General features: G+C 59.4%; 17 protein-coding genes. 3 read left to right on the top strand and 14 right to left on the bottom strand.

Annotated elements, in window-relative coordinates; genetic code table 11:
* The first annotated feature begins 69 nt into the window (after window positions 1-69).
* Window positions 70-1,122 (top strand): hypothetical protein, encoded by a 1,053-nt coding sequence (locus K3G63_RS20005; RefSeq protein WP_220615907.1) that lies wholly within the window; start codon window positions 70-72, stop codon window positions 1,120-1,122.
* 40 nt (window positions 1,123-1,162) lie between these two features.
* On the opposite strand, the gene sdaAA is transcribed toward K3G63_RS20005, so the two are convergent.
* The 3 genes from sdaAA to K3G63_RS19990 form a co-directional block, all read right to left on the bottom strand.
* Window positions 1,163-2,068, bottom strand: coding sequence for an L-serine ammonia-lyase, iron-sulfur-dependent, subunit alpha (gene sdaAA, locus K3G63_RS20000; protein WP_220615906.1), 906 nt, complete (start codon window positions 2,066-2,068; stop codon window positions 1,163-1,165).
* Window positions 2,069-2,276: 208 nt separating this feature from the next.
* On the bottom strand, window positions 2,277-2,738 hold the full coding sequence (gene msrB, locus K3G63_RS19995) for a peptide-methionine (R)-S-oxide reductase MsrB (protein WP_220615905.1): 462 nt from the start codon (window positions 2,736-2,738) through the stop codon (window positions 2,277-2,279).
* A 91-nt stretch (window positions 2,739-2,829) separates the two neighbouring features.
* Window positions 2,830-3,624: a M949_RS01915 family surface polysaccharide biosynthesis protein gene (locus K3G63_RS19990; RefSeq protein WP_409070875.1), complete on the bottom strand. Its 795-nt coding sequence runs from the start codon at window positions 3,622-3,624 to the stop codon at window positions 2,830-2,832.
* Between the two features lie 39 nt (window positions 3,625-3,663).
* On the opposite strand from K3G63_RS19990, the gene K3G63_RS19985 reads away from it, so the two are divergent.
* Complete coding sequence (locus K3G63_RS19985; protein WP_220615903.1) at window positions 3,664-5,187, top strand: NAD(P)H-hydrate dehydratase; 1,524 nt, start codon at window positions 3,664-3,666, stop codon at window positions 5,185-5,187.
* Here the strand turns inward: K3G63_RS19985 and K3G63_RS19980 are convergent.
* The 5 genes from K3G63_RS19980 to pafA form a co-directional block, all read right to left on the bottom strand.
* Complete coding sequence (locus K3G63_RS19980; protein ID WP_220615902.1) at window positions 5,170-7,458, bottom strand: GH92 family glycosyl hydrolase; 2,289 nt, start codon at window positions 7,456-7,458, stop codon at window positions 5,170-5,172. The genes K3G63_RS19985 and K3G63_RS19980 overlap by 18 nt on opposite strands.
* 78 nt (window positions 7,459-7,536) lie before the next feature.
* Window positions 7,537-8,433 carry a UbiA family prenyltransferase gene (locus tag K3G63_RS19975; RefSeq protein WP_220615901.1) on the bottom strand — a complete coding sequence of 299 codons (897 nt, stop codon included), beginning with the start codon at window positions 8,431-8,433 and terminating at the stop codon, window positions 7,537-7,539.
* A gap of 58 nt (window positions 8,434-8,491) precedes the next feature.
* On the bottom strand, window positions 8,492-9,175 hold the full coding sequence (locus K3G63_RS19970; RefSeq protein WP_220615900.1) for a DUF6766 family protein: 684 nt from the start codon (window positions 9,173-9,175) through the stop codon (window positions 8,492-8,494).
* Window positions 9,176-9,333: 158 nt separating this feature from the next.
* Window positions 9,334-9,915, bottom strand: a complete 582-nt coding sequence (locus K3G63_RS19965; RefSeq protein WP_220615899.1) for an inorganic diphosphatase — start codon at window positions 9,913-9,915, stop codon at window positions 9,334-9,336.
* A 130-nt stretch (window positions 9,916-10,045) separates the two neighbouring features.
* Window positions 10,046-11,761: an alkaline phosphatase PafA gene (gene pafA / locus K3G63_RS19960; RefSeq protein ID WP_259404586.1), complete on the bottom strand. Its 1,716-nt coding sequence runs from the start codon at window positions 11,759-11,761 to the stop codon at window positions 10,046-10,048.
* A gap of 194 nt (window positions 11,762-11,955) precedes the next feature.
* Here pafA and K3G63_RS19955 point away from each other — a divergent pair, with 194 nt between their 5' ends.
* Window positions 11,956-12,684: an HAD family phosphatase gene (locus tag K3G63_RS19955; RefSeq protein WP_220615898.1), complete on the top strand. Its 729-nt coding sequence runs from the start codon at window positions 11,956-11,958 to the stop codon at window positions 12,682-12,684.
* A gap of 213 nt (window positions 12,685-12,897) precedes the next feature.
* On the opposite strand, the gene K3G63_RS19950 is transcribed toward K3G63_RS19955, so the two are convergent.
* The 6 genes from K3G63_RS19950 to atpE form a co-directional block, all read right to left on the bottom strand.
* Window positions 12,898-13,791, bottom strand: coding sequence for a T9SS type A sorting domain-containing protein (locus K3G63_RS19950; RefSeq protein ID WP_220615897.1), 894 nt, complete (start codon window positions 13,789-13,791; stop codon window positions 12,898-12,900).
* Between the two features lie 2,202 nt (window positions 13,792-15,993).
* Complete coding sequence (gene atpG, locus K3G63_RS19945) at window positions 15,994-16,884, bottom strand: ATP synthase F1 subunit gamma (RefSeq protein WP_220615896.1); 891 nt, start codon at window positions 16,882-16,884, stop codon at window positions 15,994-15,996.
* A 107-nt stretch (window positions 16,885-16,991) separates the two neighbouring features.
* Entirely contained in the window at window positions 16,992-18,575 is a 1,584-nt protein-coding gene (gene atpA, locus K3G63_RS19940) for a F0F1 ATP synthase subunit alpha (protein WP_220615895.1), read from the bottom strand.
* Between the two features lie 6 nt (window positions 18,576-18,581).
* A complete protein-coding gene (gene atpH / locus K3G63_RS19935; RefSeq protein ID WP_220615894.1) occupies window positions 18,582-19,142 on the bottom strand; it encodes an ATP synthase F1 subunit delta in 561 nt (186 codons plus the stop codon).
* A gap of 90 nt (window positions 19,143-19,232) precedes the next feature.
* Window positions 19,233-19,727 carry a F0F1 ATP synthase subunit B gene (locus tag K3G63_RS19930; RefSeq protein WP_220615893.1) on the bottom strand — a complete coding sequence of 165 codons (495 nt, stop codon included), beginning with the start codon at window positions 19,725-19,727 and terminating at the stop codon, window positions 19,233-19,235.
* A gap of 172 nt (window positions 19,728-19,899) precedes the next feature.
* Entirely contained in the window at window positions 19,900-20,157 is a 258-nt protein-coding gene (gene atpE / locus K3G63_RS19925; RefSeq protein ID WP_220615892.1) for an ATP synthase F0 subunit C, read from the bottom strand.
* Window positions 20,158-20,170: the final 13 nt, after the last annotated feature.

Genomic DNA, 20,170 nt, shown 5'->3' with positions numbered 1-20,170 from the left:
TATTAACCTCCATGCGCGTAATGCAGTAGAATGCAGGCGGCAGTGTTGCCGCATTGGCGCTACTGCACTATGCTGGATACAGGATTACGCGCGCTGGCTTTTGCCGGTGGCGCATTTATGGTGGTTACTACGGTGCTGGCGGCCATTCGCTCCTTTGTACTACCCCGCAACGAATCTGTATTACTGAACAACTGGATTTTCACGGGTATTCGGCGCGTTTTCACCCTTATGACTTCCCTGGGGCGCACCTACGGGCAGCGCGACCGGGTAATGGCTTTATACGCTCCGGTAGGGCTGGTAGCACTTCCTATTGCCTGGCTGGGGGTAGTGAGTTTTGGGTACACGGCCATCTTCTGGGCTCTGGGCGAAGGCGACCTGGACCGATGCTACCGCATCAGCAACAGCTCGTTGCTTACGCTGGGGTCGGAGGAACCCAGTGAGGGCGTGGTGGCTACCGTTATGTCGTACTCGGAAGCTACCCTGGGGCTTCTGCTGATGACCTTGCTGATTTCCTACCTGCCCACCATCTACCAAGCCTACTCCCGGCGCGAGCTGGTCATAGCCCGCCTCGATCTGCGAACGGGCACCTCTACCTCCACAGTGGGGCTGGTGAGATGGATGCACCAGACCGGCTCTATCTCCGATGAAAAAGACCAGTGGCAGCAGTGGGAAGAATGGTTTGTGGAAATAGAGGAAAGCCATACCTCCCTGCCCATTCTTTCCTTTTTCAGGTCGCCGCAGCCGGGCCGCTCCTGGATTATGGCCTCCGACATTATCCTGGAAACGGCGGCCCTGCTGATCAGCGTGATAGATGCCCCGCGCAACCCGCACATGGTATTGTGTTTCAAGGCGGGCTGCCTGGCCATCAACCGGGTATCGCGCTTTTTCAAGTATGAGGCCGATACCGAAGAACCCGAGCCGCCCAGTGACGAAGAGCCCGTGGAAGATCCGAAGTACCAGGATTTTCAGAAAGCCTGCCAGGAGCTGCAGGAAGCCGGCATTTCGCTTCAAGTAGACCAACAAGCTGCCTGGCGCAAGTACCAGAAGCTGCGCGGCGAGTACGCCGCAGCCATTCACTACCTGGCCAACCTGACCATGGCTCCGCAAATCAAGCCGCTTTAAGCTCTTTGCTGCACAACATGCCAGCTACGCAAGTGGCGCCTTACTGCGAATCTTCATCGGGCAGAATCTGCACGTCCTGCACCAGCACCATTTTTTCGATTTCCCTACCCCGTGGGGTATTGGCCAAGCCGCCGAGGGCCGTTTCCTTGTAGCGGGTTTCCATGCTCTGGCCCACTTCGCCGAGGGCCGCTACGCACTGGTCCACGGGAATTACCGGGTCGACGCCGGCAATGGCAATCTGGGCCGAGCTAAAGGCAATAGCCGCTGCCGAAGCATTGCGCACCACGCAGGGCACTTCCACAAGGCCGGCTACCGGGTCGCAGACCAGCCCCAGCATGCACTGGATGGTAATGGCGACGGCGGCAAACGTTTCTTCCACCGACCCGCCCAGACAGTACACAATGGCTCCGCTGCCCATAGCCGCCGCTGAGCCAGTTTCGGCCTGGCAGCCGCCCACGGCTCCGGCCAAGGAAGCGTTTTGCTCGATAATCAGGGCTACCCCCGCGGCCACCAGCAAACCCTCCAGAATGGTGCGGTCGTCGAGCTTGTGCAAATCCTGGAGGGTAACGAGCACCCCGGGCAAGATGCCCGAGGCTCCGGCCGTGGGCGCTGCTACTACCCGGCCCATGCACGAGTTTACTTCCTTCGCTCCCAACGCCCGTGTCACGAGCTGCTTAAACTCCGGCGACAACACCGTAACCGGCGAGGCCGCAATTTTCTTGGCCCCATTGTTTACCATGCCCGAGCGGGAAGTCATGTTCTGGGTCAGGCCGGTGTGCACGGCGTCGCGCATTACATCGTAGGCGCGCTGCAGGCCCGCCCAGATTTCCTCCTCGGTGCGGCCTTTCTGCTCCACTTCATAGGCTAGCACGGGTTGATAGAGCGGTTCGCCGGTAGCAGCGCAGTGGGCCTGCCAGCTGGCAAAATCAGTGAAGAGTAACGACATGGGGTGGGTAGAAAATGGGTGGGAAACAGTTTAGAACACCGCCGTTTGGGAAGCAGTTCGGGGTAGCGGGTTGCGAAAATACGCAGCTTCCAGGCGCGGCGTGCTACTCATGCTCTCACCGCGAAGCTTTGTTTGTTGCTGCTGCATACCACAAGGCCTCCCTGCGTTCGGCAAGGAGGCCTGGTATGGGCACCCACGGGTAGCGGAGTTAGCTTACTTTTTCTGGCTCGCTTACCAGCTTAATGGCCGCCGAGTTGATGCAGAGGCGCAGGCCACTGGGGGGCGGACCATCGGGGAAAACGTGCCCTTGGTGGGCGTCGCAGACGTTGCACAGCACTTCCACGCGCGTCATGCCGTAGCTGGTGTCTTTCTTGTACTTAATGGCATTTTCCTGCACGGGCTGGGTAAAGCTCGGCCAGCCCGTTCCCGACTCAAACTTGGTGCGGGAGTCGTAGAGCGGGGTGCCGCAGCACACGCAGGCGTAGAGGCCCGCCTCGTGGGCTTCGCAGTACTCGCCGGTGAAGGCGCGCTCGGTGCCGTGCTGGCGGGTGATGTGGTACTGCTCGGGCGTAAGCTGCTGGCGCCACTCAGCATCCGTTTTTTCTACTCGTTTATCGGGGGCCGGGCTGCCGTGGTTGGCCAGCCGGATGACGTCATTCCAGGTTTGCATGGGTTGTGAAGAGTTAGTTCGAGGGTCAGTAAGATGCAAACGCGGCGGCTGGCGCGGAAGTTTTACCTCGGCACTATCTCTCCTTAAGAACTCAAAGCTGTTCGGGCTGATGATAGACAATCCATTTGCGCCATTGCCGCCGGGCGTAGCGCAGGAACTGAGGTGGCGCGCCCTGGAAGCTCTTTTCGTTCTCGTAGCGACCCGCGTACAGCTCGTAGCCCTGGGGCGCCTCCAGTTGCTGCTTACTGATTGTATCAAGGCAACAAGGGTTAGCGGGCACGCGCTGGGCCATCGGCACGGAATCGTATTGCACCACGTTCTGCCCCCGAAGCGCGTACTTGTTCTTGCCTTCCCGGATAATCAGCTTCAGGTTATCCGGACTCACGTCGCTGCGGCACGTGAGCTGGTACACCAGCGTAGTTTCCGTCTGCCCGTCCTGGTCCAGGTCGGTAATCTGGGTAGAGCCGGGCAGGGTCCCCAGCCACATATCGAAGGGGCAGTTCCGGATAGCATCCTGCAAGCGCCACAACTCCTTCCACTGCCCGGCCCGGCGCACGTACTGGCGGGCGAACAGCTCCACGTACGACTCTTCGTCGGTGTACTGCGTCGTCTTTTCAGGAAGGGGGCCGCGCCGGGTAACCACCAGCAGGTTTTCGCCATTGCCATCGGGCCACTGCCGCGCTTCCAGCAGCGTGCCGGGCGGAAGCAGTTCGGGCGCGGGCACCTGGCCGCGCGTGAGGGTGCGCACCTGGCCGGAATCGAAAGTACCTGCGGCCAAAGCCGGTGGGGTATGCGCCGCTAGTTCGGATGCGGGCGGCTGCTTCGCTGACTCGGTGCAAGCCCCTACCCCCAGCATGAGGGCCATTATCCAATTTTTTTGCCGCATTATCGTCCTTCTTGTTCTTCTCTCAAGTATAGGCAAACTATGAAAATCCTGACCGCCGCCCAGACTCACCTTGCCGACCAGGCCACTCTGCACGCCCAGGGCCTCCGTTCCGATGAGCTGATGGAGCGGGCCGCCGCTGCGTTCTGTGAGTGGCTGCTCCCGCGCCTAGACGGGGCAGCGCGGCCGGTGCACATCTTCTGCGGCCCGGGCAACAACGGCGGCGACGGACTAGCCATTGCGCGGCGGCTTTTTCAGGAGGGCATGGAGGTGCAGGTCTGGCTGCTGCCGGCAGCCAAGCACTCCGCCGACTTCCAGGTAAACCGCCAGCGGCTCCCCGCGGACGTGCCGTGCCAGGAACTGAACCCTGAACAGCTACCCCTCCTCTCCCCCACCACTCTCGTGCTCGACGCCCTGTTCGGCACGGGCCTGAGCCGGCCCTTGGCAGATGAAGCCGCCCGGCTCGTGCAACACCTCAATAGCTCTGGGGCGCCCCTGGTGGCCGTGGATATGCCCTCGGGCTTGCTCACCGATGCCCCGCAGCCGCCGGACAGCGCCGTGGTGCAGGCGCGCTACACCATCAGTTTCGAACTACCGAAGCTCGCCTTTCTGCTACCTCAAAATGCTCGGTTTGTTGGCGAATGGCAGGTAGTGTCGATTGGCCTCAATGCTGACTTTATCCACAATGCCCCTGTGGATAACTTTTTCATGGATGTGAATTCCTTGGCGGGGCGGCTGCCGGCCCGGAGCAAGTTCAGCCATAAAGGCACCTTTGGGCACGCCTTGCTGCTGGCGGGCAGCCGGGGAAAAATTGGGGCGGCGGTGCTGGCTTCCCGGGCCTGCCTGCACGGTGGGGTAGGTTTGCTGACGGTACGCGTACCGGCCGTGGGCTACGACATCCTGCAAACCTCCGCCCCCGAAGCCATGGCCCTAACCGACCCGGCCACCGACTTCGTGACGGAGCTACCCGATCTGACACCCTACGCCGCCGTCGGCATCGGGCCCGGCCTGGGCCAGGAAGGTGCTACCCTGGAGGTGCTGCGCCAGCTTCTGCGCAAAGCCAATGGCCTGCCCCTGGTGCTCGACGCCGATGCCCTGAACCTACTGGGTGCCAACCCGGAACTGCTCAAGCTCCTCCCGCCCGATACGCTGCTTACCCCCCACCCGAAGGAGTTTGAGCGGCTAGTGGGCAAGCCCGCCCGCGACGACTACCACCGGCTGGAACAGCTGCGCCACTTCGCCCAGCACTACCGCTGCTACTGCGTGCTGAAGGGAGCGTATACTGCGCTGGCTACCCCCGAGGGCGTCATCTACTTCAACAGCACGGGCAACCCCGGCATGGCTACCGGGGGAAGTGGCGACGTGCTGACGGGGCTGCTACTGGCCCTGCGCGCCGATAAGCGCCTTACCCCCTTGGATGCAGCCCTGCTGGGCCTGTACGCCCACGGCCGCGCCGGCGACCTCGCCGCCCAGCAGAGCGGGCAGGCGGGCCTCGTAGCCGGCGACATCGTGCGCTTTATCGGGCCGGCTTTGCAGGAGCTGACAACCCTACCGGCGGGCTTTTGAGAAGGAATACGGGGCTTCTTTGAGGGTAGCGCCGCGCTGGCGGTTGGGCTCCGGGGCCATGTCGAAGTCCAGGGTGGCGCCTTGCATCAGGGCCTGGTGGCTTAGCCAATTTTGTTCGTACTCGCGGCCGTTCAGGGTGAGGCGGCGGATGTAGCGGTTGGCGGCGCTGTTGTTGGGCGCGTTCAGTACTACCTCTTTGCCGTTCTCCAGGCGTAGGGTTACTTTCGGGAAGAGCGGAGCCCCGAGCACGTACTGGTCGGTGCCGGGGCAGACGGGGTAGAATCCCAGGGCCGAAAACACGTACCACGCTGAGGTCTGCCCGTTATCCTCGTCGCCGCAGTAGCCGTCGGGGGTGGGCTGGTAAAGGCGGTTAAGCACTTCGCGGGTCCAGTACTGCGCTTTCCAGGGCTGGCCAGCGTAGTTGTAGAGGTACACCATATGCTGAATAGGCTGGTTGCCGTGGGCGTAGTTGCCCATGCCCGCAATTTGCATCTCCCGGATTTCGTGAATTACGGAGCCGTAGTAGGAGGCATCAAACACGGGGGCCAGGCTAAACACGGTATCCAGGGTAGCCACGAAGGGCTTCGGGCCGCCCATCAGGTTCATCAGCCCCTGCACATCGTGGAAAACCGACCAGGTGTAGTGCCAGCTGTTGCCCTCGGTGAAGGCGTCACCCCACTTGAAGGGGTTGAAGGGGGTTTGAAAGGTGCCGTTCTGGTTTTTGCCCCGCATCAGCCCGGTTTGCTTGTCGAACAGGTGGCGGTAGTTCTGGCTGCGCTGAGCGTAGAGGTTCACTTCCTTCTTGGGCCGGCCCAGGGCCTCGGCCAGCCGCGAAATCGTGAAGTCATCGTAGGCATACTCCAGGGTGCGGGCCGCGTTTTCGTTGATTTTGACGTCGTAGGGCACGTAGCCTTTCGCGGTGTAGTAGCTGGCGCCAGCACGGCCCACGGCCTCCAGCGGGCCGGGGTTATTGGCACCCTTCAGCAGAGCTTCGTAGAGCACGTTGATGTCGTAGCCGCGCACGCCTTTCAGGTAGGCATCGACCACCACCGAGGCCGAGTTGTTGCCCACCATCACGTTGCGGTAGCCGGGGCTGGCCCACTCCGGCAGCCAGCCGCCCTCCTGGTAGGTATTCACCAGTCCGGCCTGCACCTGGCTGTTCACGCTGGGATACATCAGGTTCAGGAAGGGGAACAACGCCCGGAACGTGTCCCAGAAGCCGGTATCGGTGTAGAGGTAGCCCGGGCGCACCTGCCCGTTGTAGGGGCTGTAGTGCACTACCTGCCCGGCGGCGTCCAGCTCGTAGAACTTGCGCGGAAACAGCAGGCTGCGGTACAGGCAAGAGTAGAACGTGCGCAGCTGCGCATCGGAGCCGCCTTCCACCCGAATGCGGCCCAGCTGCTCGGCCCAGGCCGCCCGCCCCTTCCGCCGAACCGTCTCGAAGTCGTCGGCCCCGATTTCGCGCTCCAGGTTCAGCACGGCCTGCTCCGGGCTGATAAAGGACGAAGCCACCCGCACCTGCACCTGCTCGCCCTTGCGGGTCTTGAAGCCTACCACGGCGCCGGTGTGGTTGCCGGTAGCTTCCAGCCGGTTGCCGTCCAGCGCCTTGTCCTGGTAAATGGTGGTACTGCTAAAGGCATGGTCGAACTCCAGGACGAAGTAGTTGCGGAAGTTCTGGGGTACGCCCCCGCTGTTGCGGGTAGTATAGCCGATGATGCGCCGCTGCTGGGGTAGCACCTGCACGTGGGAGCCTTTGTCGAGGGCATCCAGCACCACGTAGGCGCTGTCGGTGCGCGGGAAAGTGAAACGGAAGCGGGCGGCCCGCTCAGTGGGGGTCAGCTCCGCCGTCACGTCGTGGTCGGCTAGGTACACGCGGTAGTAGTGGGGCTGGGCCACCTCGGCCTTGTGCGAAAACCAGCTGGCTCGCTCCTCTTCCTCAAACCGCAGCTTGCCGGTAATGGGCATCAGGGCAAACTGTCCGTAGTCGTTCATCCAGGGCGAAGGCTGATGGGTTTGCTTGAAGCCCTTGAGCTTATCGGCCGCGTACTGGTAGGCCCAGCCACTACCCATCTTGCCGGTCTGGGGCAGCCAGAAGTTCATGCCCCAGGGCAGGGCAATGGCCGGGTAGGTATTGCCATTGGAGAGGCTGGGCTTGGAATCCGTACCCATCAGGGGGTTCACCAGATCCACGGGCTCGGGCGTCTGACCCTGCGCCGTACCTACCATCAGACCGAGCAAGAGGGCCACACCAGCCCGCAACATACGTGACATACGACCAAGTTTGTAGGGCCCGCACCGCACGGACTCAACAAGAATAGGTCTTTTTTTCAGCAGCACCCAAGCCGCCGCTCACGAAAGTAGCACGGCCTGCCCTTGGGTAGCCCACCACACGGCCAGAAACAGTACCAGCATCACCCCATCAGTCAGCAGGGCAAAGTAGTAGTCGGGCCTAGTTTCCTCGGCAAACCAGATAACGCCCGCCGCCAGCAGCAACGGGGCCGCCAGAGCCAGCTCGTGGTGGGCAGGGGCCCCGGGGGGCACCAGCAGCGCAGCCACCACCAAGGAGGCTAGGGCAATACCCTTCGTGACCCCAATGCCGAACACGCCCGGAAACGTGCGCGTATCCGTGAGGCGGTCCTTGGTGTAGTCCCGGATGTCGAACACGAAGGCCAGGGCCAGGATGAACAGGAAACGCCGCAGAAACAGCAGCAGCACCACGGGCTCCGTCAGTTCCCGCCCCAGGTACAACGCCGGAATCCAGACCGTAACGGCCGCCCACACGTAGCCAATCAGAAATACCTTCAGCAGGGGCAAGTCACGTAGGGCCCACCAGCGCCCCCCGCGCCGGACCAGGGGCATAGAGTACAGGACCGATATACCGCCCAAATGCACCAGAAAAAGCGTCAGACTCAGGCGCGCATCCGTCAGAAACAACACACCGGCCGCCCCACCCGCTACCGCGGCCACTACCAGCAGCTCGCGGCGGTGGGTTTGCATCCACTGCTTGCGCTTAGAGAGGCCCGGCTGCTGCCCCTGCTTGTAGGGTAGCACGCTGTCGAGGTTATACAGGAATAGAGTCGCCGTGAAGATCAGCGCGCCCAGCCGCAACGGAATGTGCACCCGCCAGAACAGGAACGTGGCCCACATCAGCCCCAGCGCGGCCAGGGAAAGCCAGGTGCTGCTGTACAAGATGGCGTCCAGCAGCCGCAGCAACCCAGTCTTGAAGGCATGAAAAGCGGTACCCATACAGCGGAGAAGAGGACGGCACAAGCTCCCGGCCCCAGGTCGAAGATACAGCCCCGCGCTACTTCCCGGTTTCGCTGTGGGCCGCATCCACCGGCTTCGACTCCGGGGAGCCGTGCTGACGCAGGAAAATGGACAGGCCCACCAGGGATACAATGGACAAAAACTCGCTCTGCCAGTTCTGAAACGACTCAAACCAAAACCGGCTGGTAGCCAGGTAGCCCAGCGTATCCACGGCGGGCTTGCCCTGCTGCAGTTGCTCCAGGCTGTATACCTCGGCCCCGCCCTTGGCGTGCAGCCACACGGACCCGAAAAACAGCACGAAAAAAGCCAGGCTGAGGGAGCGGCGGTACCAGGCCAGCTGCCACCCACCCCGCTTCACCGGGCCCGGCGCGTCTTCCTTGGTGGGGTCCGGCTCCTTGTCTACTTCTTCCTCCTCGTAGAGCTTTTTCGACTCAGAGGAACCCCGCTGCCGTAGCCAGATGGTCAGGATAACATACAGGCCCATCTGCAGAAACTCACTTTCCCAGTTTTCGAAGGTAGCCTCCAGAAAGTGCCCCGAGCCGAAGTACTGCCCGGCCGTGAGGGGTAGCAGCCCCATTTCCTCTAGGTCGGAGTTGTGGTCGTGCCAGCCCGTGAGGAATTGGCCAACGAGGGTTATCAGCACCAGGGATACGCCCACCAGAAGCAGGCTATTTTCGTAAAGAAATCGAAGGACCTTGGATTTTGGCGGGTGGTTTGGCATAGGCTCTTCATACGCAGATTAGCTCGGAAAAAGATGCTACGCTTGAGCTTTCGAACGAACCCCTACCCCCGCCGCGCGGACCAGTATAACGCAGCAGCCCCCGGCGCCATAAAGGCGGCCGGGGGCTGCAGTGGTGTGGATGTGTAGAGGTAGTAGAGTTAGCTCAGAGCCTCTTGTACGTCCACCTCGTCCTGGGGGTTGCCTTTCGGGAAGGTTTCGTTGTAGAGTTTGATGCTGTCTTCGATGATGCGGTAGGCATCTTCGCGGCCCATAAAACGCTCCACGGTTACCTGCTTGTGTTCCAGGGCTTTGTAGTCCTCGAAGAAGCGCTGCATTTCCAGCAGGGTGTGCGGGGGCAGGTCGGCAATGTCGTTGTAGTGGTTGACCGATACGTCGTTGGCGGCCACGGCAATGATTTTGTCGTCTTCCTCGTCCTGGTCAATCATCTGCATCACCCCAATCACCTTGGCATCTACCAGGCACATGGGCACAATGTCTACGGAGCACAGCACCAGAATATCCAGGGGGTCTTTGTCGTCGCAGTAGGTTTGCGGGATGAAGCCGTAGGCGGCCGGGTAGTGCACGGCCGAGAACAGCACGCGGTCCAGCTTCAGCAGGCCGCTGTCCTTGTCCAGCTCATATTTGCCTTTCGAGCCTTTCGGAATTTCGATAATACCATTAACAACTCGGGGAGCGTCTTCGCCACGCTCTACGTCGTGCCAGGGGTTAAAATGAGCCATGTGAGAGAAATGTCGGGGCCAGATGGATCCTGGCCCGCTAATCGTTGGTAAATAAACGTTTGTGCGCTTTAAACGGCAAGCTACTGAAATAGATATGAGCTTCGGGTCCGCCACCGAGCGGCGGTGGTCCTTACCAGCCCAGCACCTCCGGGAGCGGCTGCCCGGTGCAGCCGTCGGGCTCCTGAATGTGCAGCCAGCGGGCTAGCGTGGGTGCAATATCGGTAATCTTTGCCGGAGCTGACGACTGCCCGTGCTTTACATGCCAGCCCCAGAATACCACCGGAATGTGCGTGTCGTAATTTCCGGAGGAGCCGTGGGTAGTGCCCTTGTTGATGAGGTACTGGTACGATTCCAGCCAGCCCGGTTCCAGCACCACCAGCACGTCGCCGCTGCGCTTGGGGAAGTAGCCGTTTTCCAGGTACATCAGCATCCCACTTTCCCAGTGCGACTTTTGCACATCCTCGGCGGCCAGGGCCCGGGTTACGCCCGCAAATTGCAGCATAATGCCCGCTACCTCGCGCTGCAGCTGGTAGAGGTCGAGCTTTTTTTCCTCGATGAGTGGGCGGTTCAGGTACACCTGCTGGTTTTCATAGCTGAGTACCCACTTGCCAGGGCCGTGCAAGCGCACCAGCTTCTGCTGCAACGAGTCGCGCATGAGACCGGGCCCCACTGAGCCGGCCGGTATTTTTTTGTCAATCAGGAAATTCGGCGAGTGGGCCGCCCCGTGGTCGGCGCTCAGGAACACCAGGGCCTGCTTCTTGCCCACGGTCTTGTCGAGGTAGGCGAACAGGCGCTCCAGGTCCTTGTCGAGGCGCAGATACGTATCCTCCGCTTCGATGGAGTTGGGGCCAAACTGGTGGCCTACGTAGTCGGTGCTGCTGAAGCTTAACGCCAGAAAGTCCGTCTGGCCCCGCTGGCCCAGTTGCTCGGCCCGAATGGCTTCCAGGGCAAAGTCCAGGGTCAGGGAATTGCCGAAGGGAGTGGAGCGAATCAGGTCCAGGTTGCGGGGCGTAGCTACCGGGGCCTTTTCGCCAGCGGCCTGCATGTTTTGCTTAACCGGCGTGGTAGGGGCCGCGCTCAGCGCGGGCAGGTCGTGCGGGAAAACGGGCTTCGCTTCCCCCTTGAAGGCACCCTCCCAGGCCACATCATCGGGGGAGCTTTCGGTGTACTGGGCAATGGGCAGCAGCGTGTTCCAGGCCTGATCGAGGTACTGGGCGGCCCGGTTTTCGGCGTTGAATTTCGCCACCCATTCAGGCAGCTGCTGGGCGTAAAAGGTGCTGGTAATAAAGGCGCCATTGCCCCCATCGTACCAGTAGGCTGCGTTGGCCGCGTGCCCGGCCGGCAGAATAGAGCCCCGGTCCTTGATGCAGACGCCAATTACCTTGCTCTGGAAATTACTGGCGAGGCGCAGCTCGTCGGTGATGGTAGTGGTGAGCATGTGGCGCGGGGACTGCTGCCCGGCGGCGGCCGAGCCCCCTACCGCCTGCACGGTCTTGTCTTCGGTCACGTAGGTTCCTTTGCCTTCCTCGCGCACCAGCCAGTTGTTGCCCACGATGCCGTGCACCGAAGGGGTAGTGCCGGTGTAAATGCTGGCGTGACCCGGTCCGGTGTACGTGGGCACGTAGTTGTAATGGGCGTTTTCGTAGCTGAACCCTTCCCCCAGCAAGCGCCGGAAGCCGCCCGCCCCATATTTACTCCAGTAGCGGTAGAGGTAATCATAGCGCATCTGGTCTACCACAATCCCAACTACCAGCTTCGGGCGCTCGAGGGGTTTGCCGGCTTTCTGGGCGAAGGTGGGGGTGGCCAGCGTGGCGGCCAGCAGTAAGCTTAGGCTCGTTTTCTTCAAAATGGAAAGATGTTGTGACACTACCTGGTGGGTAGCGCCGGCTTCGGCGGGCGCAAAGATAATCCAGCCGGCCGGGGAATAAGCTCGTCCGCAGCCAAAACAACCCGGTGTGCGTAGGCATACTGGGTGGCGCAGTAGCTTCTGCGCAGTCCGTTGGCGTTGCCTCTATCCCCCTCCTGCATCCTCCCCTCACTATGCCCAACAGTTCCCAGCCCTATGCCTTCATTTTTGACATGGACGGCGTGCTTATCGACAATACGGCTGTGCAAGCCCGGGCCTTTCAGCTTTTGTTTCGCGACCTAGGCCTGACCACCAATGCGCGCCGCCTGCTGGAACGCCTCAACGGCATGCCGGCCACCAAAATTCTACAAACTGTTTTTGCCAACCCGGTACCCGAAAAGACGCTCAAGCAGTATGCCGATCAGCGGGAGTTCCTCTACCGGGTGCTGTACTGGGATAAGCGCAAAGAAGTAGCCGGCCTCCGTGCTTTTCTCCAGGCGGCCCGGGATGCCGGCTGTAAAATAGGCCTCGGCACCGGTTCCGCCGCCGATACCATCGGCTATATTATCGACCACCTGGACTTACGCCGCTATTTCGACGTGGTAGTAGGCAAAGACGACGTAGAACGCGGCAAACCCCACGCCGATACCTACACCACCACAGCCCAGAAACTGGGCATTCCGCCCGAGCGGTGCGTGGTATTTGAAGATGCTATTCTGGGCGAACAAGCGGCTTACAAAGCCGGTATGCGCTGCATTGCTCTTAGCACGACCCTAAAGCCGGAGAAGTTCCAGGCTCCGCTGAAGGTAATCAACGATTTTACGGGCATTACGCCCGAGCAGATTCTGGCACTAGTGGAACAGCAGCCCGTTACCCCTAAGCCAAACAAAGAGTTGGCTAAACGGCAGTACACGCAGCTGTAGCACAGGGCCTGCGGCAAGCCGCTGCCTCTCAGCTACACTTCTTTCCGGCTGCTTCACCTGCTCCAGGCAAGAGGTTAACTCTTCTGGCATCGGGGCGCGCAGCCCCGTACCAGAGCGGCTTGAAGCGCATGTTGCTGAGGATACCGTCAACTTGCTTCATACCCGAGGGGTGCGGCAGGTGCTTGTCTGTTCCCGCCCCCATACGAGCAGTCATTACTCCACCGCTAATGTTTGGCTTACCTGTTGCGCACCTATCAGCATCTGCACCTTGTAGAGCCCCGGCGCCAGGCTTGTAAGGGCTACCTGCGCTGTAGTGCCAGAAGCGGACAGCGGCAACACCTGGGTACGCACCGTCCGACCCAGCGCATCAAGCAGCGAGAGGGTAGCATAAGAAACTCCTGCCGCCGCGGGTACGCGTACGAAAAGCTTGCTCCGGGCTGGGTTAGGATACATGCGCACCTCCAGAAGTTTCTGTGCGACTGTTGGCGTCAGGGAGGAAAGGGTAAACGGCAGCGCATTAGTGCTACCGTTGGGGGTAGTTAGCGTGACGGGCCCGGAAGCTGCTCCGCTGGGCACCACAATGCCGCTTACCTGTGTGCCAGCACTGTTTACGGTAAAGCCCGTCGTGACAACATGGGTAGCCGTACCAGCGAAAGTAACGGCCGTTGTTCCGGTTAGATTGGTACCTGTAATAGTCAGGCTAGTACCTACCCTGCCAGTCCCGGGCGAAATACTACTAATGACTGCCAACTGCGGATCAGCATAGATACCAACCCGCGACATGAGTTTACTACCGTCAGCTACCGCACCAAAATTACCGCCGACTACTACTTGACTGCCCGGCCCAATAGCTAGCGCCAGAGCGTTTCCATCTAATCCGGAGCCTAGGCTACTCCACTGCTGCCCGTCCCATTTGGCTATAAAGTTGGTTGAGGCCGGAGGTGACGTCCGAACGGAATAAAAATCGCCGCCTACATACACACTTGTTCCCGACACGGCAATAGCCTTAACTGCAGCATTGGGTGCCAGCCGCTGCCCCAAGCCGAAACTGCTCCAGGCAGTGCCATCCCACTTGGCCACCGCAATAGCCGGTACGCCGTCAGCCATTGTGAAAGAGCCGCCCACGTACAACATAGCATCTGCTACAGTTAACGCCTCTACCGAGTAGTTAACCCCCGGGGTTCGGCCCGAGCCGACGGCTGCCCACCCTGCGCCGTCCCATTGAACCAAATATTGCAGTAGCTCTCCTGCAGGAGTCCGGACAAAACAGTTTCCTCCAACGTAAAGCGTTTTGCCCAGCACGGCCAGGGCTCTTACCTCGCCCGCTACGCCATTGACGGCCCCGGCTAGCAGCGGGCGCCAAGCAGTTCCATCCCACTGAGCAATGGAGTTGGCACTGTTCCCATCGGCTGTATTAAAGGATCCTCCAGCATACAGTGTTTTCCCGTCGAGGGCGAGGGCATACACTAGCCTATCGGTACCTGCTCCCAGGGGGCTCCATGCCACCCCATCCCATTTAGCTACGTGCTTGGCGGCCAAGCCGCCCGCGGTAGTAAACTGCCCGCCCGCGTACACTGTGCTGCCCGCTGCAACCAGGGCGAGAACTGTACCATTCACGCCGTTCGCAGTACCTGTTCCCAAAGAACTCCACGTTGTGCCATTCCACTTGGCTATGTGGTTCGCTTGTACACGGCCCATGGTAGTAAAATACCCGCCCACGTACACATCCGAACCCGATACTGCTACGGCCGATACCACACCACTAATACTGCTACCATTACCGGGACCTACGGAACCCCACGCTGCCCCGTCCCACTGGGCCATATAGGAGGCTGCTCTTCCACCCGCCGTAGTGAATTCTCCTCCTACGTATAGCATGCTACCAGAGGCACATAAGGCTTTTACACGAGCGTTAACGCCGTTAGTCGCCCCCATGCCCAGCGTGCTCCACGTACTGCCATCCCATTGTGCTAGTGCATTGGATATAGTTCCTCCAGCTTGTTGAAAAGTTCCGCCTACATATAGCGTGGTAGCGGTGGCCGCCAACGCGTACACCCGATTGCTCACCCCCACTCCCAGAGCCGACCAGGTGGCCCCATCCCACTGCGCTACATAATGGGCGCTTGTTCCGCCCGCTTCCAGGAACTCACCTCCAGCGTAAAGCCGAGTGCCGCGCACAGTCAAAGCAAACACATCCCCGTTGGTACCAGTGCCCACAGCCTTCCAGCCTACCCCATCCCACTGGGCAATATGATTAACCGTAATACCGCTTGCTCTGTCAAAGCTGCCGCCAACGTACAGCGTGGTACCTTGTACGGCCAGGGCCCTGACTGTGCTGTTTACTCCTCCCCCCAAAGCACTCCAGCCCGTACCGTCCCATTGCGCTATAGAAGGAGCCGTCACGCCGCCGGCTGAGGAAAAGTTACCCCCGGCGTACAGCGTGGTGCCCTGTACAGCCAACGCAAATACTTCTCCTGCTACTCCTGGGGTAGGCCCTGCGCCCAGGCTACTCCACGCGCTGCCGTCCCACTTCGCGACACCACGAGCCGCTACCCCACCTGCATGGCTGAAACTTCCCCCTACGTATAGGGTTGTTCCCTCCATGGCCAAAGCGTTGACGGTGTTGTTTACGCCGTTGTTTGCCCCAGTACCCAAGGAAGCCCATTCGGTACCATTCCACTTTGCAATTCGGTTGGCGTTTACCTTTCCTGCAGTAATGAAATCACCTCCTACATAGACGTCGGAACCAGCTTGCAGCACGGCATTCACGTGATATTGCATACCAGGCGTCTGGAATCCTTCCTGCCAGTTTCCGTCACCCGCGCCCGCAGAACCCGTCACCCCAAGCGGGCGAAACACCGGTCTACCATCAGGTGCCACGTACATTGTATAATTTCGAGCATCAAAGGAGCCTTCCATGCCCGTGCGCAAGGTGCCGTCGGTGTTCAGTACTTTGGCTAAGGCAGATCCTTCCCCGAGTATAGTATTCTCATAGCTGGGCCCGCGACTTGCAAAAGCGGGGGTAACCGCTAGCGCTAGCATACAGCCTAACCACCACCCAATAGCCCTGCTTCCTTGCTGAAACAGAGGTAAGAATAGCCGCGAAACTTGATATTGAGCGCGTAATTTTCTTGACATAAAAAGCTGTAATAAAATTTCTGAGTAAAAGTAGCAGTGCGCGTCATCGGATGAGCTTTAAATACCCGTTGCTTCTCCCGTTTGTCATGCCCTTTACAGCAGATGACGCAAAAAGGCCCGCTTTCTTTCGAAGGAAAGCGGGCCTTTATCGATTCTGAAGAGGTAGTATTCTTACCGACCGGCAGCCAGCGCCTCAGCGCCACCCACAATTTCGAGAATCTCGGTGGTAATGGCAGCCTGACGCGTACGGTTGTACGTTAGCTTCAGCTGCTTCAGCAGCTCACCGGCGTTATCCGTAGCCTTGTCCATGGCCGTCATGCGGGCGCCGTGCTCCGAGGCATTGCTTTCCAGCACCGCCTTGTAGAGCTGCACCTTCAACGACTGCGGAATCAGGGTACGCACGATTTCTTCTTTCGACGGCTCAAAGATGTAGTCCGCGTTCGAGGCAGCCGGCGCACCTACGGGCTGTTCAGCGGGCACCAAGGGTAACAGCTGCTCAGTACGCACAATTTGCGTGGCTACGTTCTTGAACTCGTTATACACCATCACCACTTCGTCGTACTGACCTGCCCGGAAGCCGTCCATAGCCTGTTCGGCTGCTTCGCGTACGGTATCGAACGAGAGTTTGCCGAAAACGTGCTGGTAGTTACCCAGCAGCGGCAGGCGCTTGCCGAAGTACTCGTGCGCCTTGCGGCCGATAGCCAGCACCGTGACGTTGCCAGCCGCCGCCTGGGTAGCGTAGCGCTCCTGCAGTACAGCATTCACCCCCTTAAAGATGTTGCTGTTAAAAGCGCCTGCCAAGCCACGGTCGGAAGTAATGGCAATGATCAGCACGCGGCGCACATCGCGCACCACGCCGTACTCACTTACCACATCCTCGCCAGCCAAAGCCGTTAGGTTGCTCAGAATGCTGTTGAGCCGCTGGGCATACGGGCGCATGCGCAGGATATTATCCTGCGCCCGACGCAGCTTGGCAGCCGCCACCATTTTCATGGCTTTGGTGATTTGCTGCGTGCTCTGCACCGACGTAATGCGGCTCCGAACTTCTTTTAAGCTAGCCATTTGTTTTGAATTAATAATTAGTAATTAAGAATTAGGAATTGCTGATCCGACTCAGAAAGCTCGGAGCAACAATTCCCAATTCTTAATTACTAATTCCTAATTATTAATTATTTGTTGGCGTAAGCTGCCGACAGGTCTTTGGCAACCTGACGAATAGCGCCGGTCGTTTCGTCGTCCAACTTACCAGCCTTCAGGCCTTTCAGCACTTCGGGGTGGCGAGTGTTCATCACCTGCGTGAACTCCTTCTCGAACTCCCGTACCCGGTTCACCGGAACTTGGTCGAGCAGGCCGTTGGTAGCGGCGTAGATGATGGCTACCTGATCCTCCACCTTCTGAGGCGAGAACTGCGGCTGCTTCAGGATTTCGAGGTTACGACGGCCGCGCTCAATGGTGAGCTTGGTCGAGGCGTCGAGGTCCGAACCGAACTTGGCGAAGGCTTCCAGCTCGCGGAACTGCGCCTGGTCGAGCTTCAGCGTACCAGCTACCTTCTTCATCGACTTGATCTGGGCGTTACCACCTACGCGCGATACCGAGATACCTACGTTGATAGCGGGACGCACACCCGAGTTGAAGAGGTTGGTTTCGAGGAAGATCTGGCCGTCGGTAATCGAAATTACGTTGGTCGGGATGTACGCCGAAACGTCACCAGCCTGGGTTTCGATGATGGGCAGAGCCGTCAGCGAACCACCGCCTTTTACCAGAGGCTTGATGCTCTCGGGCAGGTCGTTCATGTCGCGGGCAATGGCGTCGGAAGCGTTGATCTTCGCGGCGCGCTCCAGCAGGCGGCTGTGCAGGTAGAATACGTCGCCAGGATACGCCTCACGTCCGGGAGGACGACGCAGCAGCAGCGACACTTCGCGGTAAGCTACCGCCTGCTTCGACAAGTCGTCGTACACTACCAGAGCCGGGCGGCCCGTGTCGCGGAAGAACTCGCCGATGGCAGCACCCGTGAAGGGAGCAAAGAACTGCATGGGAGCCGGGTCAGAAGCCGAAGCCGACACCACTACCGTGTAGTCCATAGCGCCACCTTTAGTCAGGGCGTTTACTACTTGCGCTACGGTCGAAGCTTTCTGGCCTACGGCTACGTAGATGCAGAAAACCGGCTCGCCGCGCTCGAAGAATTCACGCTGGTTCAGGATGGCGTCCAAGGCTACCGTCGACTTACCCGTCTGACGGTCGCCGATGATCAGTTCGCGCTGGCCCCGGCCAATCGGAATCATGGCGTCAATAGCCTTGATACCCGTTTGCATGGGCTCGTTTACCGGCTGGCGGTAGATAACACCAGGAGCCTTACGCTCCAGGGGCATATCGTAGGTAGCACCCTGGATAGGACCACGGCCATCAATGGGCTGGCCGAGCGTGTTTACCACGCGGCCAATGATGCCGTCACCTACCTGAATAGAAGCAATCTTATTGGTACGACGTACCGTTGCGCCTTCCCGGATTTCAGAGTAGTCGCCGAGCATTACGGCACCTACGTTATCTTCTTCCAGGTTCAGCACCAGGGCCTGCAGCCCATTTTCAAATTCGAGCAATTCCCCCGACTGGGCTTTGCCCAGGCCGTAGATGCGGGCTACACCGTCGCCTACTTGCAGAACCGTACCAACCTCTTCGAGTTCGGCTTCGGTTTTGAAGTTGGACAGTTGCTCCCGCAGAATGGCGGATACTTCATCCGGACGTACTTCTGCCATGGTGGGTTATAGTTGGGATTGGTAGGGGTTCTTCGAGAATTCGGTGCGCAGCTTGCGCAACCGGTAGCTAACCGAGTCGTCGATGAGCCGGTCGCCGATGCGCAGCACGAAGCCACCAATCAACGAAGGATCTACTTTCTCGGTGAGGGTCACCTGCTGCTGGCCCGTTTGCTGGCGGACCAGATTGACTACTTGCAGGCGGGTTGGAGCATCCAGTGGGGTAGCCGTAGTTACCTCAGCAAGCTGCACGCCACGCAGTTGGTTATATTGGCGCTGAAACTCGCTGCCAATAAACTCCAGCGCGCTTTCGCGGTTTTTTTGCGTGATAATGGTGAAGAACTTGCCGGTCAGCTCCGACACCTTGCCCGTGAACACCGCGTTCAGAATAGCAAGCTTCTTGTCGTGCTTCACAATGGGGTTGCGCAGCAACAGGCGCAGCTCACGGTTCTCGTCCAGCGTTTTCGTGAACAAGTCCATGTCCTGTTTTACCTGTTCCAGCGTCCCACGCTCCTCAGCCAAATCCAGCAACGACTTTGCGTAACGGGAGGCAACTCGTAGTTCAGACATTGATTTCAGTATTGAGTAGTTGGTAGTGAGTATTGAGTTGATTCTATTCAGCGGGGCCGAATCTCATTACTCAATACTCGATACTCACTACTAATTCAATTTCACTTCTTGCAGATACGAGTCTACGAGTTGCTGCTGAGCAGGCTGGTCGGCCAGTTCGCGGCGCAGGATGCGCTCGGCAATATCGATAGAGAGCTTGGCAGCGGTATTTTTCACCTCAGCCAAAGCCGCGTTTTTCTCGTTCTGAATGGCTTCGCGGGCCTGCACAATCATGCGGGCACCTTCCTCATTTGCCTTGTTTTTGGCCTGCTCAATGAGTTGGTTCGAAACATCGGTGGCCTCTTTCAGAATACGGTCGCGCTCCATGCGAGCTTCGGCCAGCAGCTTTTCGTTACCGGCTTTCAGCTGCTGCATCTCCAGCTTGGCTTGGTCAGCCATGCGCAAGGCGCCTTCGATAGAGCTTTCCCGCTCTTTTAGAGAGCTCAGAATTGGCTTCCAGGCAAACGCGCGGAGAAGAATCAGCACGATGCCGAAAATCACCAGCTGCCAGAAAATCAGGCCTAATTCGGGCGTTACAATTTGCATCGTAGAAACTAGTGGGTAGTGAGTAATAGGTACGGAAAAAACGGAACGCTACGAGGAGGGATGTTCCACCAGATAGTAGCTTGCTCTGCCGTACCGAAAAAGCCAAGACAGCCCGCTACGCCGTGCGCTGAAGCGACGCGCGCAGCGGGCTGCTCCTGTACTACCTCTATCCCTAGAGTTTGAACGAAATCAGCAGGCAGACTACTACTGCGAACAGAGCCAGACCTTCAATCAGAGCAGCTACGATCAGCATAGCGGTTTGAATGCGGCCCGAAGCTTCCGGCTGACGGCCGATGGCTTCCATAGCCTGACCACCAATGCGGCCGATACCCAGACCAGCGCCTAGAGCAACCAGACCGGCACCAATAGCGGCACCAAATACAGCCAGACCAGCGGAGTTAGCAATCTGCAACAACAGAGAAAGAAGCATAAAAAAATGGTTT

Origin of the sequence: Hymenobacter sp. HSC-4F20 (assembly GCF_019599275.1) — a bacterium.
GTDB lineage: Bacteria > Bacteroidota > Bacteroidia > Cytophagales > Hymenobacteraceae > Hymenobacter.
The sequence above is the reverse complement of the archived record's forward strand: the minus strand, read 5'-3'. Positions and strand labels throughout refer to the sequence as shown.

Bases quoted from the DNA above. Each gene is read 5' to 3' on its own strand.
- K3G63_RS19965 (WP_220615899.1), bottom strand. From the start codon at position 9,915: ATGGCTCATTTTAACCCCTGGCACGACGTAGAGCGTGGCGAAGACGCT.
- K3G63_RS19950 (WP_220615897.1), bottom strand. From the start codon at position 13,791: ATGGCTGACGGCGTACCGGCTATTGCGGTGGCCAAGTGGGATGGCACT.
- atpG (WP_220615896.1), bottom strand. From the start codon at position 16,884: ATGGCTAGCTTAAAAGAAGTTCGGAGCCGCATTACGTCGGTGCAGAGC.
- K3G63_RS19990 (WP_409070875.1), bottom strand. From the start codon at position 3,624: ATGCGGCAAAAAAATTGGATAATGGCCCTCATGCTGGGGGTAGGGGCT.
- K3G63_RS19980 (WP_220615902.1), bottom strand. From the start codon at position 7,458: ATGTCACGTATGTTGCGGGCTGGTGTGGCCCTCTTGCTCGGTCTGATG.
- K3G63_RS19930 (WP_220615893.1), bottom strand. From the start codon at position 19,727: ATGCAAATTGTAACGCCCGAATTAGGCCTGATTTTCTGGCAGCTGGTG.
- K3G63_RS19975 (WP_220615901.1), bottom strand. From the start codon at position 8,433: ATGGGTACCGCTTTTCATGCCTTCAAGACTGGGTTGCTGCGGCTGCTG.
- atpA (WP_220615895.1), bottom strand. From the start codon at position 18,575: ATGGCAGAAGTACGTCCGGATGAAGTATCCGCCATTCTGCGGGAGCAA.
- atpH (WP_220615894.1), bottom strand. From the start codon at position 19,142: ATGTCTGAACTACGAGTTGCCTCCCGTTACGCAAAGTCGTTGCTGGAT.
- K3G63_RS19970 (WP_220615900.1), bottom strand. From the start codon at position 9,175: ATGCCAAACCACCCGCCAAAATCCAAGGTCCTTCGATTTCTTTACGAA.
- msrB (WP_220615905.1), bottom strand. From the start codon at position 2,738: ATGCAAACCTGGAATGACGTCATCCGGCTGGCCAACCACGGCAGCCCG.
- atpE (WP_220615892.1), bottom strand. From the start codon at position 20,157: ATGCTTCTTTCTCTGTTGTTGCAGATTGCTAACTCCGCTGGTCTGGCT.
- K3G63_RS19955 (WP_220615898.1), top strand. From the start codon at position 11,956: ATGCCCAACAGTTCCCAGCCCTATGCCTTCATTTTTGACATGGACGGC.
- K3G63_RS19985 (WP_220615903.1), top strand. From the start codon at position 3,664: ATGAAAATCCTGACCGCCGCCCAGACTCACCTTGCCGACCAGGCCACT.
- K3G63_RS20005 (WP_220615907.1), top strand. From the start codon at position 70: ATGCTGGATACAGGATTACGCGCGCTGGCTTTTGCCGGTGGCGCATTT.
- sdaAA (WP_220615906.1), bottom strand. From the start codon at position 2,068: ATGTCGTTACTCTTCACTGATTTTGCCAGCTGGCAGGCCCACTGCGCT.